The 16,706-nt window shown below is 49.2% G+C and carries 6 protein-coding genes, 6 tRNA genes and 7 rRNA genes (1 of these 19 cut by a window edge); 17 read left to right on the top strand and 2 right to left on the bottom strand.

Going from position 1 to position 16,706, the window contains the following annotated elements; translation table 11 throughout:
• The first annotated feature begins 10 nt into the window (after nucleotides 1–10).
• The 3 genes from NST56_RS00910 to salA all read left to right on the top strand — a co-directional run bounded on the left by NST56_RS00910 (nucleotide 11) and on the right by salA (nucleotide 2,381).
• The gene (locus NST56_RS00910; RefSeq protein WP_168746785.1) at nucleotides 11–454 is read left to right on the top strand and encodes a YbaK family protein; all 444 of its coding nucleotides are present in this window, start codon (nucleotides 11–13) and stop codon (nucleotides 452–454) included.
• 59 nt (nucleotides 455–513) lie between these two features.
• Nucleotides 514–1,227, top strand: coding sequence for an N-acetylmuramoyl-L-alanine amidase CwlD (gene cwlD / locus NST56_RS00915; RefSeq protein ID WP_339179330.1), 714 nt, complete (start codon nucleotides 514–516; stop codon nucleotides 1,225–1,227).
• A 95-nt stretch (nucleotides 1,228–1,322) separates the two neighbouring features.
• Nucleotides 1,323–2,381: an iron-sulfur carrier protein/transcriptional regulator SalA gene (gene salA / locus NST56_RS00920; protein WP_168746787.1), complete on the top strand. Its 1,059-nt coding sequence runs from the start codon at nucleotides 1,323–1,325 to the stop codon at nucleotides 2,379–2,381.
• Between the two features lie 37 nt (nucleotides 2,382–2,418).
• Here the strand turns inward: salA and gerD are convergent, their stop codons facing one another.
• Nucleotides 2,419–2,976: a spore germination lipoprotein GerD gene (gene gerD / locus NST56_RS00925; RefSeq protein WP_010332792.1), complete on the bottom strand. Its 558-nt coding sequence runs from the start codon at nucleotides 2,974–2,976 to the stop codon at nucleotides 2,419–2,421.
• A gap of 109 nt (nucleotides 2,977–3,085) precedes the next feature.
• Between gerD and kbaA the strand changes: the two genes are divergently transcribed.
• A complete protein-coding gene (gene kbaA, locus NST56_RS00930) occupies nucleotides 3,086–3,682 on the top strand; it encodes a KinB-signaling pathway activation protein (protein WP_339179335.1) in 597 nt (198 codons plus the stop codon).
• Nucleotide 3,683: 1 nt separating this feature from the next.
• Here the strand turns inward: kbaA and pdaB are convergent, their stop codons facing one another.
• Nucleotides 3,684–4,448: a polysaccharide deacetylase family sporulation protein PdaB gene (pdaB, locus tag NST56_RS00935; RefSeq protein ID WP_229150196.1), complete on the bottom strand. Its 765-nt coding sequence runs from the start codon at nucleotides 4,446–4,448 to the stop codon at nucleotides 3,684–3,686.
• A 351-nt stretch (nucleotides 4,449–4,799) separates the two neighbouring features.
• On the opposite strand from pdaB, the gene NST56_RS00940 reads away from it, so the two are divergent.
• The 13 genes from NST56_RS00940 to NST56_RS01000 all read left to right on the top strand — a co-directional run.
• Nucleotides 4,800–6,349 (top strand): 16S ribosomal RNA (locus NST56_RS00940).
• 169 nt (nucleotides 6,350–6,518) lie between these two features.
• Nucleotides 6,519–9,446, top strand: a 23S ribosomal RNA gene (locus NST56_RS00945).
• A 54-nt stretch (nucleotides 9,447–9,500) separates the two neighbouring features.
• A 5S ribosomal RNA gene (rrf, locus tag NST56_RS00950) occupies nucleotides 9,501–9,616 on the top strand.
• 45 nt (nucleotides 9,617–9,661) lie between these two features.
• Nucleotides 9,662–9,736, top strand: a tRNA-Asn gene (locus tag NST56_RS00955).
• 2 nt (nucleotides 9,737–9,738) lie between these two features.
• Nucleotides 9,739–9,811, top strand: a tRNA-Thr gene (locus tag NST56_RS00960).
• Nucleotides 9,812–9,876: 65 nt separating this feature from the next.
• A tRNA-Gly gene (locus NST56_RS00965) sits at nucleotides 9,877–9,951 on the top strand.
• A 37-nt stretch (nucleotides 9,952–9,988) separates the two neighbouring features.
• Nucleotides 9,989–10,065 (top strand) — tRNA-Arg (locus tag NST56_RS00970).
• A 23-nt stretch (nucleotides 10,066–10,088) separates the two neighbouring features.
• A tRNA-Pro gene (locus NST56_RS00975) sits at nucleotides 10,089–10,165 on the top strand.
• 7 nt (nucleotides 10,166–10,172) lie between these two features.
• Nucleotides 10,173–10,248 (top strand) — tRNA-Ala (locus NST56_RS00980).
• A 174-nt stretch (nucleotides 10,249–10,422) separates the two neighbouring features.
• Nucleotides 10,423–11,972: ribosomal RNA gene (locus NST56_RS00985) — 16S ribosomal RNA — on the top strand.
• A 169-nt stretch (nucleotides 11,973–12,141) separates the two neighbouring features.
• A 23S ribosomal RNA gene (locus NST56_RS00990) occupies nucleotides 12,142–15,069 on the top strand.
• 54 nt (nucleotides 15,070–15,123) lie between these two features.
• Nucleotides 15,124–15,239, top strand: a 5S ribosomal RNA gene (gene rrf, locus NST56_RS00995).
• A gap of 192 nt (nucleotides 15,240–15,431) precedes the next feature.
• Nucleotides 15,432–16,706: ribosomal RNA gene (locus NST56_RS01000) — 16S ribosomal RNA — on the top strand; it runs 275 nt beyond the window's last position.
• Together the 16S, 23S and 5S rRNA genes with 6 tRNA genes alongside form the textbook arrangement of a ribosomal RNA operon.

Below are 16,706 nucleotides of genomic sequence, written 5' to 3' on the forward strand. Positions count from 1 at the left end.
GTGAATTTGTATGGCAGAGGTACTGTCTTTTATGGATGTGAAACGGCAAAAGGATTTTGAATTAGAAAAAAACTTGCTTAAAGAACTCTCACTTAGACAAATCATTCAGTCTGTAAAGGCCTGTCTTACTCCGTTATTTCCATTTTTGCAGGATGAAAGGGACGTTATGACTGAAGGCTGTATTGATTTTGCGATAGAAGCCTATTTGTTAGGAGGGCGTTTTGGGGTTTTCGGGTATTATGGAGAATCTATGCAAAGTGTTAGTGCCCGCTCTGCAAGGGAAGAAGAAGAGCTTCGTATGGAGTTTTTTGAATATCTTTATCATTGGACACATGAGCAATACACAACATTTGATAAAAACACAGTATATGAAGCAGCGCGAAAATTCATCAAAGATTGGTGGACAGAAGGGTTTGTCCAAAGAGAAAAACAATGTAAGCTTCGTATGCGTTAATCATATTTCCCACCCCTGTCCCATACTTATGTAATAACGGACAAGCGGGAGGGGAAGGGATGAGGAAAAAGCTTAAATGGCTCAGTTTTATGCTTGGCTTTATCGTATTACTGTTTCTATTCAAGTATCAATTCAACAATAGCGATTCTTGGAATCCATGGAATCTGCCTTTGAGCGGGAAAATTATTTACCTTGATCCAGGTCATGGCGGGCCGGACGGAGGAGCAGTAGGCGGCAAGCTGTTAGAGAAGGATATAACTCTGGAGGTGGCCTTCAGAGTCAGGGATTATCTTCAGGAACAAGGGGCCCTAGTGGTGATGACTAGAGAAAGTGACACCGATCTAGCTCCTGAAGGGACAAGAGGCTATAGTAAGCGAAAAGGGGAAGACTTAAGACAGCGAGTGAAATTAATTAACAACTCAGAGGCTGAGCTCTACCTTAGCATTCATCTTAATGCAATCCCGTCACAAAAATGGAGCGGAGCCCAAAGCTTTTATTACGGAAAATACGAGGAAAACGAGAAAATTGCAAAATACATCCAGGATGAGTTGAGAACAAACCTAGAGAATACAACCCGAAAAGCAAAGCGAATTCATGGAATTTACTTAATGCAAAACGTCACAAAACCAGGTGCGCTTGTAGAAGTCGGTTTTTTATCCAATCCTGGCGAAGCTAAGATGCTGGGAAAACCGAAATATCAGGACAAAGTGGCATCTTCCATATATAAAGGAATATTGAGATACTTTACAGAAAAAGGCGACCCTCCGGAGTAAAGGAGGGTTTTCTCATGGTTCTAAGCATAAGACACCCGCTGTTTATGTATGATATAATACTGTTTGTAAACGAATACACAAAAGGGTGAGGTTCGATGATAAGAGAAGATGAAGTAAGAAAACTAGTCGGTGAAATGCGCGAACCTTTTCTTCAAAGACCTCTGGGAGAATTGGATGCCGTTAAGGAAGTAAAAATAAAGCCTGAAAAACGGCATGTCAGTGTGAAAGTGGCTCTTGCAAAAACCGGGACAGCAGAACAAATGCAGGTTCAGCAAGAAATCGTAAACGTCTTAAAAGGGGCAGGCGCTGAGACGGTAGGCCTTCGATTTGAAGAGCTGCCTGAAGAAACAGTTGCGAAATTTCGGGCGCCCTCAACTGAGAAAAAAACATTGTTAACTATGGATAACCCGCCGGTCTTCCTTGCTGTAGCAAGCGGAAAAGGTGGAGTAGGCAAATCAACTGTGTCAGTGAACCTTGCTATTTCTCTGGCTCGGCTTGGGAAAAAGGTCGGTTTAATTGACGCGGATATCTATGGCTTTAGTGTGCCGGATATGATGGGCATTACAGTGCGTCCAACAATTGAAGGAGACAAACTGCTCCCTGTTGAACGCTTCGGGGTAAAGGTCATGTCGATGGGCTTCTTCGTTGAAGAAAATGCTCCTGTCGTCTGGAGAGGCCCGATGCTGGGCAAGATGCTCAACAACTTTTTCCACGAAGTAGAATGGGGAGAAGTAGACTATATCGTTCTTGATCTTCCACCTGGAACAGGGGACGTTGCACTTGATGTACATACAATGCTTCCGAGCAGTAAAGAAATTATCGTGTCAACGCCGCATCCGACTGCAGCCTTTGTTGCGGCCAGAGCGGGATCTATGGCTATTAAAACAGATCATGAGGTCGTTGGCGTCATAGAGAACATGGCTTATTATGAAAGTGCAAAGACTGGGGAAAGAGAATATGTCTTTGGCAAAGGCGGCGGAGATAAACTTGCTGAGGAGCTTAAAGTGCCTTTGCTCGGCAGAATACCGTTAAAGCAGCCTGATTGGGATAAAGACCAATTTGCTCCGTCTGTTTATGACGCAAGCCATCCAATCGGTGAAATATATCATGACATTGCAAGTAAAGTTGTTGAAAAAATGGAAGTGCAAATATAAAAAAGGCTAACCGGGATTTTTTGATCCCGGCTTCCCTTTACTCACCTTCTTTAGCGGTTTCTGCTGCTGCTTTTTTCAGTTCATCTTCGAACTGTTTTTTGTAAAGCGGACTAGAAAGTGTTTCGGTAATTACTTGTTCTAAATAACTGCGGAATTCTTGGCTTTTTGCCAGTTCGCTGTATTTTTTATTCATTCCAGGGTCCTGCATAACACTCATCAGCATTTTCTGATAATCCGGATCCTTCATCAGCTTTTTAATTACTTTTTCATGCTCTGTTTGAAGGGTTTTAGCAAAGCTTTCCGCAAATTCAGTGTCTTCAAAGATGTTTTTCCAAAAATCCGCACCTTTTTTAGAGGTGAGTGTTTTTTCTATTGTTCCTTTAATGGCATCCTGATCAATCACCAGTGCTTCATTCATCGCATCATCGTTCAATAATTCCTTAATTGCTTTCTTTCCATCATCTGTTTTTAATATATCAACAACCATTTTTTTGGTCTGATCATAATCCATATCCGCTGCTTGGTCTTTTGGAGCGCAAGCTGTTACAGATAATATCAAAAAACAGCCCATCAATAGCGTTTTGGCTTTTGACATGCTTAAGCTCCTTTCACATACTTATCTTACTTTTAATATGATTCATCCGGTTGGAATTATACATAACAAAATATCGCGATGTGCGATTTTTGAGGGGTTGAATAAAGAAATGAAAAGCCGTGGCTTAGTTCGTTTTTTCTTTTCTATTTTAGCTGTCGGAGCGGTTGTCACGAGTATTGTGGGTTTTGCTTTAAAATGGGGGGAGTATAAGGAGCTGTTTCTGAATTTTGAAGCGGGCCAGATTTTCTCTGTTTTATTTTGGTTTATCGGTGTCGGCATGATTTTTAGTGTCATCAGTCAAATGGGCTTTTTCGTGTTTTTAACAGTCCACCGGTTTGCTCTCGAAATATTAAGATCTTCATCTTTATGGAATTTACTGCAGCTGTTTTTGATCCTGTTTGTCGCTTTTGATTTAATGTACGTGCGGTTTTTATTTTTTGGAGATAGCGGCGAATCAATGGCTGGCTATGCTTGGATGCCGTTATTTTTAATGATCTTCGGTTTGCTTATTGCGTATATAAAACAAAAGCAGTCCTCAAAGAAAACGTTTGTGTCATCTTTATTTTTAATGGTTGTGATCACTGCATTGGAATGGTTTCCTGCGCTCAGAGTAAATGATGAGGACTGGCTTTACTTAATGCTCTTTCCGTTAATGGCGTGTAATGCTTTTCAATTACTGATGCTGCCGAAGTTTGCAGCGAAATGATTTATTTTACCTCGGCGGATTTAGCATCTGTGTTTGCTATGAGATCTCCCACGTTGACATTTTTTAAGCCTTTTTCTCTTATATGATGGATAATCTCAGGCAGGGCTTCTTCTGTTTGTTTAGCTGAGTCTGAGGCGTGTAAAAGAATAATGTCTCCTCCTGAAACTTGACGGTTTACATTATCGACGATTTTTTCAACACCTGGATTCGTCCAGTCATGGGAATTCACACTATAGTGAACGACTGTATAGTTATACTGTTTTGCGATTGATAGGACATTTTTATTGAACTGACCGGTAGGAGGTCTTAATAGCCGTATGTCTTTAATTCCTAATTTTTCAAAGGCGGTCTGCGCTCGATTAATGTCCTTTTTTATTTCACTATCCTCTAGATTTGCATAGTTTTTATAAGCATAACCCATACTCCCTATTTGATGGCCGTCCTTTACAATGCGAGCCACCGTGTCCGGGTGGCGTTCGGCCCAAGAAGCGGAAAGAAAAAAAGTCGCGTTTTTGATGCCGTTGGCTTTCAGGGTATTAAGAATAGGCTCGGCTTTTTTATCGCCCCAGCTGATATCAAAGGTAAGAGCAATGTCTTTTGAATCTGTTTCTCCTTTATAAATGGCTTTCGGTCCGCTGTCAGTCGAAAACACAGGGAGCGGCACAGCTCTTTGAATATAAAAAAAGCTGGCTGCAGCAAATGCGGCGATAAGTATAATAATCAATTGTTTAACGCGTTTTATGTGCCACACATAGAAGTGATTCACTGATGATGCCTCCTTATCTTGTCCATCATTCTTGTGTTACATCTTATGTGCCTGGCCAAATGAATATAACTGTTAAAAGACTCTTTAAAACCAGATTAATTTAGTTATTGACCTTTTAATAGTAACCATGTTATATTATTATTCGTCGCTGATGAACAGCTGACAACAAATAAAAGCTTCATTAACCTTTTAAAAAAGGTGTTGACTTAAAAGAAGCTGAATGTTATAGTAATAAAGCTGCTTCGTTAAGCAGCATGATGATCTTTGAAAACTAAACAAGACAAAACGTACCTGTTAATTCAAGTTTTATTATAAAATCGCACAGCGATGTGCGTAGTCAGTCAAACTACTTTATCGGAGAGTTTGATCCTGGCTCAGGACGAACGCTGGCGGCGTGCCTAATACATGCAAGTCGAGCGGACAGATGGGAGCTTGCTCCCTGATGTTAGCGGCGGACGGGTGAGTAACACGTGGGTAACCTGCCTGTAAGACTGGGATAACTCCGGGAAACCGGGGCTAATACCGGATGCTTGTTTGAACCGCATGGTTCAAACATAAAAGGTGGCTTCGGCTACCACTTACAGATGGACCCGCGGCGCATTAGCTAGTTGGTGAGGTAACGGCTCACCAAGGCAACGATGCGTAGCCGACCTGAGAGGGTGATCGGCCACACTGGGACTGAGACACGGCCCAGACTCCTACGGGAGGCAGCAGTAGGGAATCTTCCGCAATGGACGAAAGTCTGACGGAGCAACGCCGCGTGAGTGATGAAGGTTTTCGGATCGTAAAGCTCTGTTGTTAGGGAAGAACAAGTACCGTTCGAATAGGGCGGTACCTTGACGGTACCTAACCAGAAAGCCACGGCTAACTACGTGCCAGCAGCCGCGGTAATACGTAGGTGGCAAGCGTTGTCCGGAATTATTGGGCGTAAAGGGCTCGCAGGCGGTTCCTTAAGTCTGATGTGAAAGCCCCCGGCTCAACCGGGGAGGGTCATTGGAAACTGGGGAACTTGAGTGCAGAAGAGGAGAGTGGAATTCCACGTGTAGCGGTGAAATGCGTAGAGATGTGGAGGAACACCAGTGGCGAAGGCGACTCTCTGGTCTGTAACTGACGCTGAGGAGCGAAAGCGTGGGGAGCGAACAGGATTAGATACCCTGGTAGTCCACGCCGTAAACGATGAGTGCTAAGTGTTAGGGGGTTTCCGCCCCTTAGTGCTGCAGCTAACGCATTAAGCACTCCGCCTGGGGAGTACGGTCGCAAGACTGAAACTCAAAGGAATTGACGGGGGCCCGCACAAGCGGTGGAGCATGTGGTTTAATTCGAAGCAACGCGAAGAACCTTACCAGGTCTTGACATCCTCTGACAATCCTAGAGATAGGACGTCCCCTTCGGGGGCAGAGTGACAGGTGGTGCATGGTTGTCGTCAGCTCGTGTCGTGAGATGTTGGGTTAAGTCCCGCAACGAGCGCAACCCTTGATCTTAGTTGCCAGCATTCAGTTGGGCACTCTAAGGTGACTGCCGGTGACAAACCGGAGGAAGGTGGGGATGACGTCAAATCATCATGCCCCTTATGACCTGGGCTACACACGTGCTACAATGGACAGAACAAAGGGCAGCAAAACCGCGAGGTTAAGCCAATCCCACAAATCTGTTCTCAGTTCGGATCGCAGTCTGCAACTCGACTGCGTGAAGCTGGAATCGCTAGTAATCGCGGATCAGCATGCCGCGGTGAATACGTTCCCGGGCCTTGTACACACCGCCCGTCACACCACGAGAGTTTGTAACACCCGAAGTCGGTGAGGTAACCTTTATGGAGCCAGCCGCCGAAGGTGGGACAGATGATTGGGGTGAAGTCGTAACAAGGTAGCCGTATCGGAAGGTGCGGCTGGATCACCTCCTTTCTAAGGATATTTACGGAATATAAGACCTTGGGTCTTATAAACAGAACGTTCCCTGTCTTGTTTAGTTTTGAAGGATCATTCCTTCGAAACGTGTTCTTTGAAAACTAGATAACAGTAGACATCACATTCAATTAGTAACACAAGATATCACATAGTGATTCTTTTTAACGGTTAAGTTAGAAAGGGCGCACGGTGGATGCCTTGGCACTAGGAGCCGATGAAGGACGGGACGAACACCGATATGCTTCGGGGAGCTGTAAGCAAGCTTTGATCCGGAGATTTCCGAATGGGGAAACCCACCACTCGTAATGGAGTGGTATCCATATCTGAATTCATAGGATATGAGAAGGCAGACCCGGGGAACTGAAACATCTAAGTACCCGGAGGAAGAGAAAGCAAATGCGATTCCCTGAGTAGCGGCGAGCGAAACGGGATTAGCCCAAACCAAGAGGCTTGCCTCTTGGGGTTGTAGGACACTCTATACGGAGTTACAAAGGAACGAGGTAGATGAAGAGGTCTGGAAAGGCCCGCCATAGAAGGTAACAGCCCTGTAGTCAAAACTTCGTTCTCTCCAGAGTGGATCCTGAGTACGGCGGAACACGTGAAATTCCGTCGGAATCCGGGAGGACCATCTCCCAAGGCTAAATACTCCCTAGTGACCGATAGTGAACCAGTACCGTGAGGGAAAGGTGAAAAGCACCCCGGAAGGGGAGTGAAAGAGATCCTGAAACCGTGTGCCTACAAGTAGTCAGAGCCCGTTAACGGGTGATGGCGTGCCTTTTGTAGAATGAACCGGCGAGTTACGATCCCGTGCAAGGTTAAGCAGAAGATGCGGAGCCGCAGCGAAAGCGAGTCTGAATAGGGCGCATGAGTACGTGGTCGTAGACCCGAAACCAGGTGATCTACCCATGTCCAGGGTGAAGTTCAGGTAACACTGAATGGAGGCCCGAACCCACGCACGTTGAAAAGTGCGGGGATGAGGTGTGGGTAGGGGTGAAATGCCAATCGAACCTGGAGATAGCTGGTTCTCTCCGAAATAGCTTTAGGGCTAGCCTCAAGGTAAGAGTCTTGGAGGTAGAGCACTGATTGGACTAGGGGCCCCTACCGGGTTACCGAATTCAGTCAAACTCCGAATGCCAATGACTTATCCTTGGGAGTCAGACTGCGAGTGATAAGATCCGTAGTCGAAAGGGAAACAGCCCAGACCGCCAGCTAAGGTCCCAAAGTATACGTTAAGTGGAAAAGGATGTGGAGTTGCTTAGACAACCAGGATGTTGGCTTAGAAGCAGCCACCATTTAAAGAGTGCGTAATAGCTCACTGGTCGAGTGACTCTGCGCCGAAAATGTACCGGGGCTAAACGTATCACCGAAGCTGCGGACTGTTCTTCGAACAGTGGTAGGAGAGCGTTCTAAGGGCTGTGAAGCCAGACCGGAAGGACTGGTGGAGCGCTTAGAAGTGAGAATGCCGGTATGAGTAGCGAAAGAGGGGTGAGAATCCCCTCCACCGAATGCCTAAGGTTTCCTGAGGAAGGCTCGTCCGCTCAGGGTTAGTCGGGACCTAAGCCGAGGCCGAAAGGCGTAGGCGATGGACAACAGGTTGATATTCCTGTACCACCTCCTCACCATTTGAGCAATGGGGGGACGCAGGAGGATAGGGTAAGCGCGGTATTGGATATCCGCGTCCAAGCAGTTAGGCTGGGAAATAGGCAAATCCGTTTCCCATAAGGCTGAGCTGTGATGGCGAGCGAAATTTAGTAGCGAAGTTCCTGATTCCACACTGCCAAGAAAAGCCTCTAGCGAGGTGAGAGGTGCCCGTACCGCAAACCGACACAGGTAGGCGAGGAGAGAATCCTAAGGTGATCGAGAGAACTCTCGTTAAGGAACTCGGCAAAATGACCCCGTAACTTCGGGAGAAGGGGTGCTCTGTTAGGGTGCAAGCCCGAGAGAGCCGCAGTGAATAGGCCCAGGCGACTGTTTAGCAAAAACACAGGTCTCTGCGAAGCCGTAAGGCGAAGTATAGGGGCTGACGCCTGCCCGGTGCTGGAAGGTTAAGAGGAGCGCTTAGCGTAAGCGAAGGTGCGAATTGAAGCCCCAGTAAACGGCGGCCGTAACTATAACGGTCCTAAGGTAGCGAAATTCCTTGTCGGGTAAGTTCCGACCCGCACGAAAGGCGCAACGATCTGGGCACTGTCTCAACGAGAGACTCGGTGAAATTATAGTACCTGTGAAGATGCAGGTTACCCGCGACAGGACGGAAAGACCCCGTGGAGCTTTACTGCAGCCTGATATTGAATGTTGGTACAGCTTGTACAGGATAGGTAGGAGCCTTGGAAACCGGAGCGCCAGCTTCGGTGGAGGCATCGGTGGGATACTACCCTGGCTGTATTGACCTTCTAACCCGCCGCCCTTATCGGGCGGGGAGACAGTGTCAGGTGGGCAGTTTGACTGGGGCGGTCGCCTCCTAAAAGGTAACGGAGGCGCCCAAAGGTTCCCTCAGAATGGTTGGAAATCATTCGTAGAGTGTAAAGGCACAAGGGAGCTTGACTGCGAGACCTACAAGTCGAGCAGGGACGAAAGTCGGGCTTAGTGATCCGGTGGTTCCGCATGGAAGGGCCATCGCTCAACGGATAAAAGCTACCCCGGGGATAACAGGCTTATCTCCCCCAAGAGTCCACATCGACGGGGAGGTTTGGCACCTCGATGTCGGCTCATCGCATCCTGGGGCTGTAGTCGGTCCCAAGGGTTGGGCTGTTCGCCCATTAAAGCGGTACGCGAGCTGGGTTCAGAACGTCGTGAGACAGTTCGGTCCCTATCCGTCGCGGGCGCAGGAAATTTGAGAGGAGCTGTCCTTAGTACGAGAGGACCGGGATGGACGCACCGCTGGTGTACCAGTTGTTCTGCCAAGGGCATCGCTGGGTAGCTATGTGCGGACGGGATAAGTGCTGAAAGCATCTAAGCATGAAGCCCCCCTCAAGATGAGATTTCCCATTCCGCAAGGAAGTAAGATCCCTGAAAGATGATCAGGTTGATAGGTCTGAGGTGGAAGTGTGGCGACACATGGAGCTGACAGATACTAATCGATCGAGGACTTAACCTAATTTCTAATGATGTCACACCTGTTATCTAGTTTTGAGAGAACACTCTCAAATTGTTTGGTGGCGATAGCGAAGAGGTCACACCCGTTCCCATGCCGAACACGGAAGTTAAGCTCTTCAGCGCCGATGGTAGTCGGGGGTTTCCCCCTGTGAGAGTAGGACGCCGCCAAGCAGTTTTATCTATTTCTACCATGTTTGTTTATGAAGCTTATATCATTCCGCAGTAGCTCAGTGGTAGAGCTATCGGCTGTTAACCGATCGGTCGTAGGTTCGAATCCTACCTGCGGAGCCATTGCTTCCATAGCTCAGCAGGTAGAGCACTTCCATGGTAAGGAAGAGGTCAGCGGTTCGAGCCCGCTTGGAAGCTTTATTTAAATGCATTACTCTTACCAAGGTTTCTCAAAAAAGAGAAAGCTTTTTTTATTGCGATATGCGGAAGTAGTTCAGTGGTAGAACACCACCTTGCCAAGGTGGGGGTCGCGGGTTCGAATCCCGTCTTCCGCTCCATTATTTCATCCCAACGGGATTCGATACAAGTGAAAGTGCGCCCGTAGCTCAATTGGATAGAGCGTTTGACTACGGATCAAAAGGTTAGGGGTTCGACTCCTCTCGGGCGCGCCATATATTATTTTAATATGAGGAATCGGGAAGTAGCTCAGCTTGGTAGAGCACATGGTTTGGGACCATGGGGTCGCAGGTTCGAATCCTGTCTTCCCGACCATTTTTATGGGGCCTTAGCTCAGCTGGGAGAGCGCCTGCTTTGCACGCAGGAGGTCAGCGGTTCGATCCCGCTAGGCTCCACCAAAAAAGATTCAAAAAAAGTTGTTGACTTTGAAAAAGTGACGTTGTATACTAATAAAGTTGCTTTAACAAAGCGATAAACAAAATGATCTTTGAAAACTAAACAAGACAAAACGTACCTGTTAATTCAAGTTTTAAATAAATCGCACAGCGATGTGCGTAGTCAGTCAAACTACTTTATCGGAGAGTTTGATCCTGGCTCAGGACGAACGCTGGCGGCGTGCCTAATACATGCAAGTCGAGCGGACAGATGGGAGCTTGCTCCCTGATGTTAGCGGCGGACGGGTGAGTAACACGTGGGTAACCTGCCTGTAAGACTGGGATAACTCCGGGAAACCGGGGCTAATACCGGATGCTTGTTTGAACCGCATGGTTCAAACATAAAAGGTGGCTTCGGCTACCACTTACAGATGGACCCGCGGCGCATTAGCTAGTTGGTGAGGTAACGGCTCACCAAGGCAACGATGCGTAGCCGACCTGAGAGGGTGATCGGCCACACTGGGACTGAGACACGGCCCAGACTCCTACGGGAGGCAGCAGTAGGGAATCTTCCGCAATGGACGAAAGTCTGACGGAGCAACGCCGCGTGAGTGATGAAGGTTTTCGGATCGTAAAGCTCTGTTGTTAGGGAAGAACAAGTACCGTTCGAATAGGGCGGTACCTTGACGGTACCTAACCAGAAAGCCACGGCTAACTACGTGCCAGCAGCCGCGGTAATACGTAGGTGGCAAGCGTTGTCCGGAATTATTGGGCGTAAAGGGCTCGCAGGCGGTTCCTTAAGTCTGATGTGAAAGCCCCCGGCTCAACCGGGGAGGGTCATTGGAAACTGGGGAACTTGAGTGCAGAAGAGGAGAGTGGAATTCCACGTGTAGCGGTGAAATGCGTAGAGATGTGGAGGAACACCAGTGGCGAAGGCGACTCTCTGGTCTGTAACTGACGCTGAGGAGCGAAAGCGTGGGGAGCGAACAGGATTAGATACCCTGGTAGTCCACGCCGTAAACGATGAGTGCTAAGTGTTAGGGGGTTTCCGCCCCTTAGTGCTGCAGCTAACGCATTAAGCACTCCGCCTGGGGAGTACGGTCGCAAGACTGAAACTCAAAGGAATTGACGGGGGCCCGCACAAGCGGTGGAGCATGTGGTTTAATTCGAAGCAACGCGAAGAACCTTACCAGGTCTTGACATCCTCTGACAATCCTAGAGATAGGACGTCCCCTTCGGGGGCAGAGTGACAGGTGGTGCATGGTTGTCGTCAGCTCGTGTCGTGAGATGTTGGGTTAAGTCCCGCAACGAGCGCAACCCTTGATCTTAGTTGCCAGCATTCAGTTGGGCACTCTAAGGTGACTGCCGGTGACAAACCGGAGGAAGGTGGGGATGACGTCAAATCATCATGCCCCTTATGACCTGGGCTACACACGTGCTACAATGGACAGAACAAAGGGCAGCGAAACCGCGAGGTTAAGCCAATCCCACAAATCTGTTCTCAGTTCGGATCGCAGTCTGCAACTCGACTGCGTGAAGCTGGAATCGCTAGTAATCGCGGATCAGCATGCCGCGGTGAATACGTTCCCGGGCCTTGTACACACCGCCCGTCACACCACGAGAGTTTGTAACACCCGAAGTCGGTGAGGTAACCTTTATGGAGCCAGCCGCCGAAGGTGGGACAGATGATTGGGGTGAAGTCGTAACAAGGTAGCCGTATCGGAAGGTGCGGCTGGATCACCTCCTTTCTAAGGATATTTACGGAATATAAGACCTTGGGTCTTATAAACAGAACGTTCCCTGTCTTGTTTAGTTTTGAAGGATCATTCCTTCGAAACGTGTTCTTTGAAAACTAGATAACAGTAGACATCACATTCAATTAGTAACACAAGATATCACATAGTGATTCTTTTTAACGGTTAAGTTAGAAAGGGCGCACGGTGGATGCCTTGGCACTAGGAGCCGATGAAGGACGGGACGAACACCGATATGCTTCGGGGAGCTGTAAGCAAGCTTTGATCCGGAGATTTCCGAATGGGGAAACCCACCACTCGTAATGGAGTGGTATCCATATCTGAATTCATAGGATATGAGAAGGCAGACCCGGGGAACTGAAACATCTAAGTACCCGGAGGAAGAGAAAGCAAATGCGATTCCCTGAGTAGCGGCGAGCGAAACGGGATTAGCCCAAACCAAGAGGCTTGCCTCTTGGGGTTGTAGGACACTCTATACGGAGTTACAAAGGAACGAGGTAGATGAAGAGGTCTGGAAAGGCCCGCCATAGAAGGTAACAGCCCTGTAGTCAAAACTTCGTTCTCTCCAGAGTGGATCCTGAGTACGGCGGAACACGTGAAATTCCGTCGGAATCCGGGAGGACCATCTCCCAAGGCTAAATACTCCCTAGTGACCGATAGTGAACCAGTACCGTGAGGGAAAGGTGAAAAGCACCCCGGAAGGGGAGTGAAAGAGATCCTGAAACCGTGTGCCTACAAGTAGTCAGAGCCCGTTAACGGGTGATGGCGTGCCTTTTGTAGAATGAACCGGCGAGTTACGATCCCGTGCAAGGTTAAGCAGAAGATGCGGAGCCGCAGCGAAAGCGAGTCTGAATAGGGCGCATGAGTACGTGGTCGTAGACCCGAAACCAGGTGATCTACCCATGTCCAGGGTGAAGTTCAGGTAACACTGAATGGAGGCCCGAACCCACGCACGTTGAAAAGTGCGGGGATGAGGTGTGGGTAGGGGTGAAATGCCAATCGAACCTGGAGATAGCTGGTTCTCTCCGAAATAGCTTTAGGGCTAGCCTCAAGGTAAGAGTCTTGGAGGTAGAGCACTGATTGGACTAGGGGCCCCTACCGGGTTACCGAATTCAGTCAAACTCCGAATGCCAATGACTTATCCTTGGGAGTCAGACTGCGAGTGATAAGATCCGTAGTCGAAAGGGAAACAGCCCAGACCGCCAGCTAAGGTCCCAAAGTATACGTTAAGTGGAAAAGGATGTGGAGTTGCTTAGACAACCAGGATGTTGGCTTAGAAGCAGCCACCATTTAAAGAGTGCGTAATAGCTCACTGGTCGAGTGACTCTGCGCCGAAAATGTACCGGGGCTAAACGTATCACCGAAGCTGCGGACTGTTCTTCGAACAGTGGTAGGAGAGCGTTCTAAGGGCTGTGAAGCCAGACCGGAAGGACTGGTGGAGCGCTTAGAAGTGAGAATGCCGGTATGAGTAGCGAAAGAGGGGTGAGAATCCCCTCCACCGAATGCCTAAGGTTTCCTGAGGAAGGCTCGTCCGCTCAGGGTTAGTCGGGACCTAAGCCGAGGCCGAAAGGCGTAGGCGATGGACAACAGGTTGATATTCCTGTACCACCTCCTCACCATTTGAGCAATGGGGGGACGCAGGAGGATAGGGTAAGCGCGGTATTGGATATCCGCGTCCAAGCAGTTAGGCTGGGAAATAGGCAAATCCGTTTCCCATAAGGCTGAGCTGTGATGGCGAGCGAAATTTAGTAGCGAAGTTCCTGATTCCACACTGCCAAGAAAAGCCTCTAGCGAGGTGAGAGGTGCCCGTACCGCAAACCGACACAGGTAGGCGAGGAGAGAATCCTAAGGTGATCGAGAGAACTCTCGTTAAGGAACTCGGCAAAATGACCCCGTAACTTCGGGAGAAGGGGTGCTCTGTTAGGGTGCAAGCCCGAGAGAGCCGCAGTGAATAGGCCCAGGCGACTGTTTAGCAAAAACACAGGTCTCTGCGAAGCCGTAAGGCGAAGTATAGGGGCTGACGCCTGCCCGGTGCTGGAAGGTTAAGAGGAGCGCTTAGCGTAAGCGAAGGTGCGAATTGAAGCCCCAGTAAACGGCGGCCGTAACTATAACGGTCCTAAGGTAGCGAAATTCCTTGTCGGGTAAGTTCCGACCCGCACGAAAGGCGCAACGATCTGGGCACTGTCTCAACGAGAGACTCGGTGAAATTATAGTACCTGTGAAGATGCAGGTTACCCGCGACAGGACGGAAAGACCCCGTGGAGCTTTACTGCAGCCTGATATTGAATGTTGGTACAGCTTGTACAGGATAGGTAGGAGCCTTGGAAACCGGAGCGCCAGCTTCGGTGGAGGCATCGGTGGGATACTACCCTGGCTGTATTGACCTTCTAACCCGCCGCCCTTATCGGGCGGGGAGACAGTGTCAGGTGGGCAGTTTGACTGGGGCGGTCGCCTCCTAAAAGGTAACGGAGGCGCCCAAAGGTTCCCTCAGAATGGTTGGAAATCATTCGTAGAGTGTAAAGGCACAAGGGAGCTTGACTGCGAGACCTACAAGTCGAGCAGGGACGAAAGTCGGGCTTAGTGATCCGGTGGTTCCGCATGGAAGGGCCATCGCTCAACGGATAAAAGCTACCCCGGGGATAACAGGCTTATCTCCCCCAAGAGTCCACATCGACGGGGAGGTTTGGCACCTCGATGTCGGCTCATCGCATCCTGGGGCTGTAGTCGGTCCCAAGGGTTGGGCTGTTCGCCCATTAAAGCGGTACGCGAGCTGGGTTCAGAACGTCGTGAGACAGTTCGGTCCCTATCCGTCGCGGGCGCAGGAAATTTGAGAGGAGCTGTCCTTAGTACGAGAGGACCGGGATGGACGCACCGCTGGTGTACCAGTTGTTCTGCCAAGGGCATCGCTGGGTAGCTATGTGCGGACGGGATAAGTGCTGAAAGCATCTAAGCATGAAGCCCCCCTCAAGATGAGATTTCCCATTCCGCAAGGAAGTAAGATCCCTGAAAGATGATCAGGTTGATAGGTCTGAGGTGGAAGTGTGGCGACACATGGAGCTGACAGATACTAATCGATCGAGGACTTAACCTAATTTCTAATGATGTCACACCTGTTATCTAGTTTTGAGAGAACACTCTCAAATTGTTTGGTGGCGATAGCGAAGAGGTCACACCCGTTCCCATGCCGAACACGGAAGTTAAGCTCTTCAGCGCCGATGGTAGTCGGGGGTTTCCCCCTGTGAGAGTAGGACGCCGCCAAGCAATTGCACGTTAGTGCAATTAAAAGATTTAAAAAAGTTATTGACTTTGAGAAAGCGACGTTGTATACTAATAAAGTTGCTTTAACAAAGCGATAAACAAAATGATCTTTGAAAACTAAACAAGACAAAACGTACCTGTTAATTCAAGTTTTAAATAAATCGCGCAGCAATGTGCGTAGTCAGTCAAACTACTTTATCGGAGAGTTTGATCCTGGCTCAGGACGAACGCTGGCGGCGTGCCTAATACATGCAAGTCGAGCGGACAGATGGGAGCTTGCTCCCTGATGTTAGCGGCGGACGGGTGAGTAACACGTGGGTAACCTGCCTGTAAGACTGGGATAACTCCGGGAAACCGGGGCTAATACCGGATGCTTGTTTGAACCGCATGGTTCAAACATAAAAGGTGGCTTCGGCTACCACTTACAGATGGACCCGCGGCGCATTAGCTAGTTGGTGAGGTAACGGCTCACCAAGGCAACGATGCGTAGCCGACCTGAGAGGGTGATCGGCCACACTGGGACTGAGACACGGCCCAGACTCCTACGGGAGGCAGCAGTAGGGAATCTTCCGCAATGGACGAAAGTCTGACGGAGCAACGCCGCGTGAGTGATGAAGGTTTTCGGATCGTAAAGCTCTGTTGTTAGGGAAGAACAAGTACCGTTCGAATAGGGCGGTACCTTGACGGTACCTAACCAGAAAGCCACGGCTAACTACGTGCCAGCAGCCGCGGTAATACGTAGGTGGCAAGCGTTGTCCGGAATTATTGGGCGTAAAGGGCTCGCAGGCGGTTCCTTAAGTCTGATGTGAAAGCCCCCGGCTCAACCGGGGAGGGTCATTGGAAACTGGGGAACTTGAGTGCAGAAGAGGAGAGTGGAATTCCACGTGTAGCGGTGAAATGCGTAGAGATGTGGAGGAACACCAGTGGCGAAGGCGACTCTCTGGTCTGTAACTGACGCTGAGGAGCGAAAGCGTGGGGAGCGAACAGGATTAGATACCCTGGTAGTCCACGCCGTAAACGATGAGTGCTAAGTGTTAGGGGGTTTCCGCCCCTTAGTGCTGCAGCTAACGCATTAAGCACTCCGCCTGGGGAGTACGGTCGCAAGACTGAAACTCAAAGGAATTGACGGGGGCCCGCACAAGCGGTGGAGCATGTGGTTTAATTCGAAGCAACGCGAAGAACCTTACCAGGTCTTGACATCCTCTGACAATCCTAGAGATAGGACGTCCCCTTCGGGGGCAGAGTGACAGGTGGTGCATGGTTGTCGTCAGCTCGTGTCGTGAGATGTTGGGTTAAGTCCCGCAACGAGCGCAACCCTTGATCTTAGTTGCCAGCATTCAGTTGGGCACTCTAAGGTGACTGCCGGTGACAAACCGGAGGAAGGTGGGGATGACGTCAAATCATCATGCCCCTTATGACCTGGGCTACACACGTGCTACAATGGACAGAACAAAGGGCAGCAAAACCGCG

The organism is Bacillus sp. FSL R5-0560 (assembly GCF_037966305.1).
GTDB classification, from domain to species: Bacteria; Bacillota; Bacilli; order Bacillales; family Bacillaceae; genus Bacillus; species Bacillus mojavensis.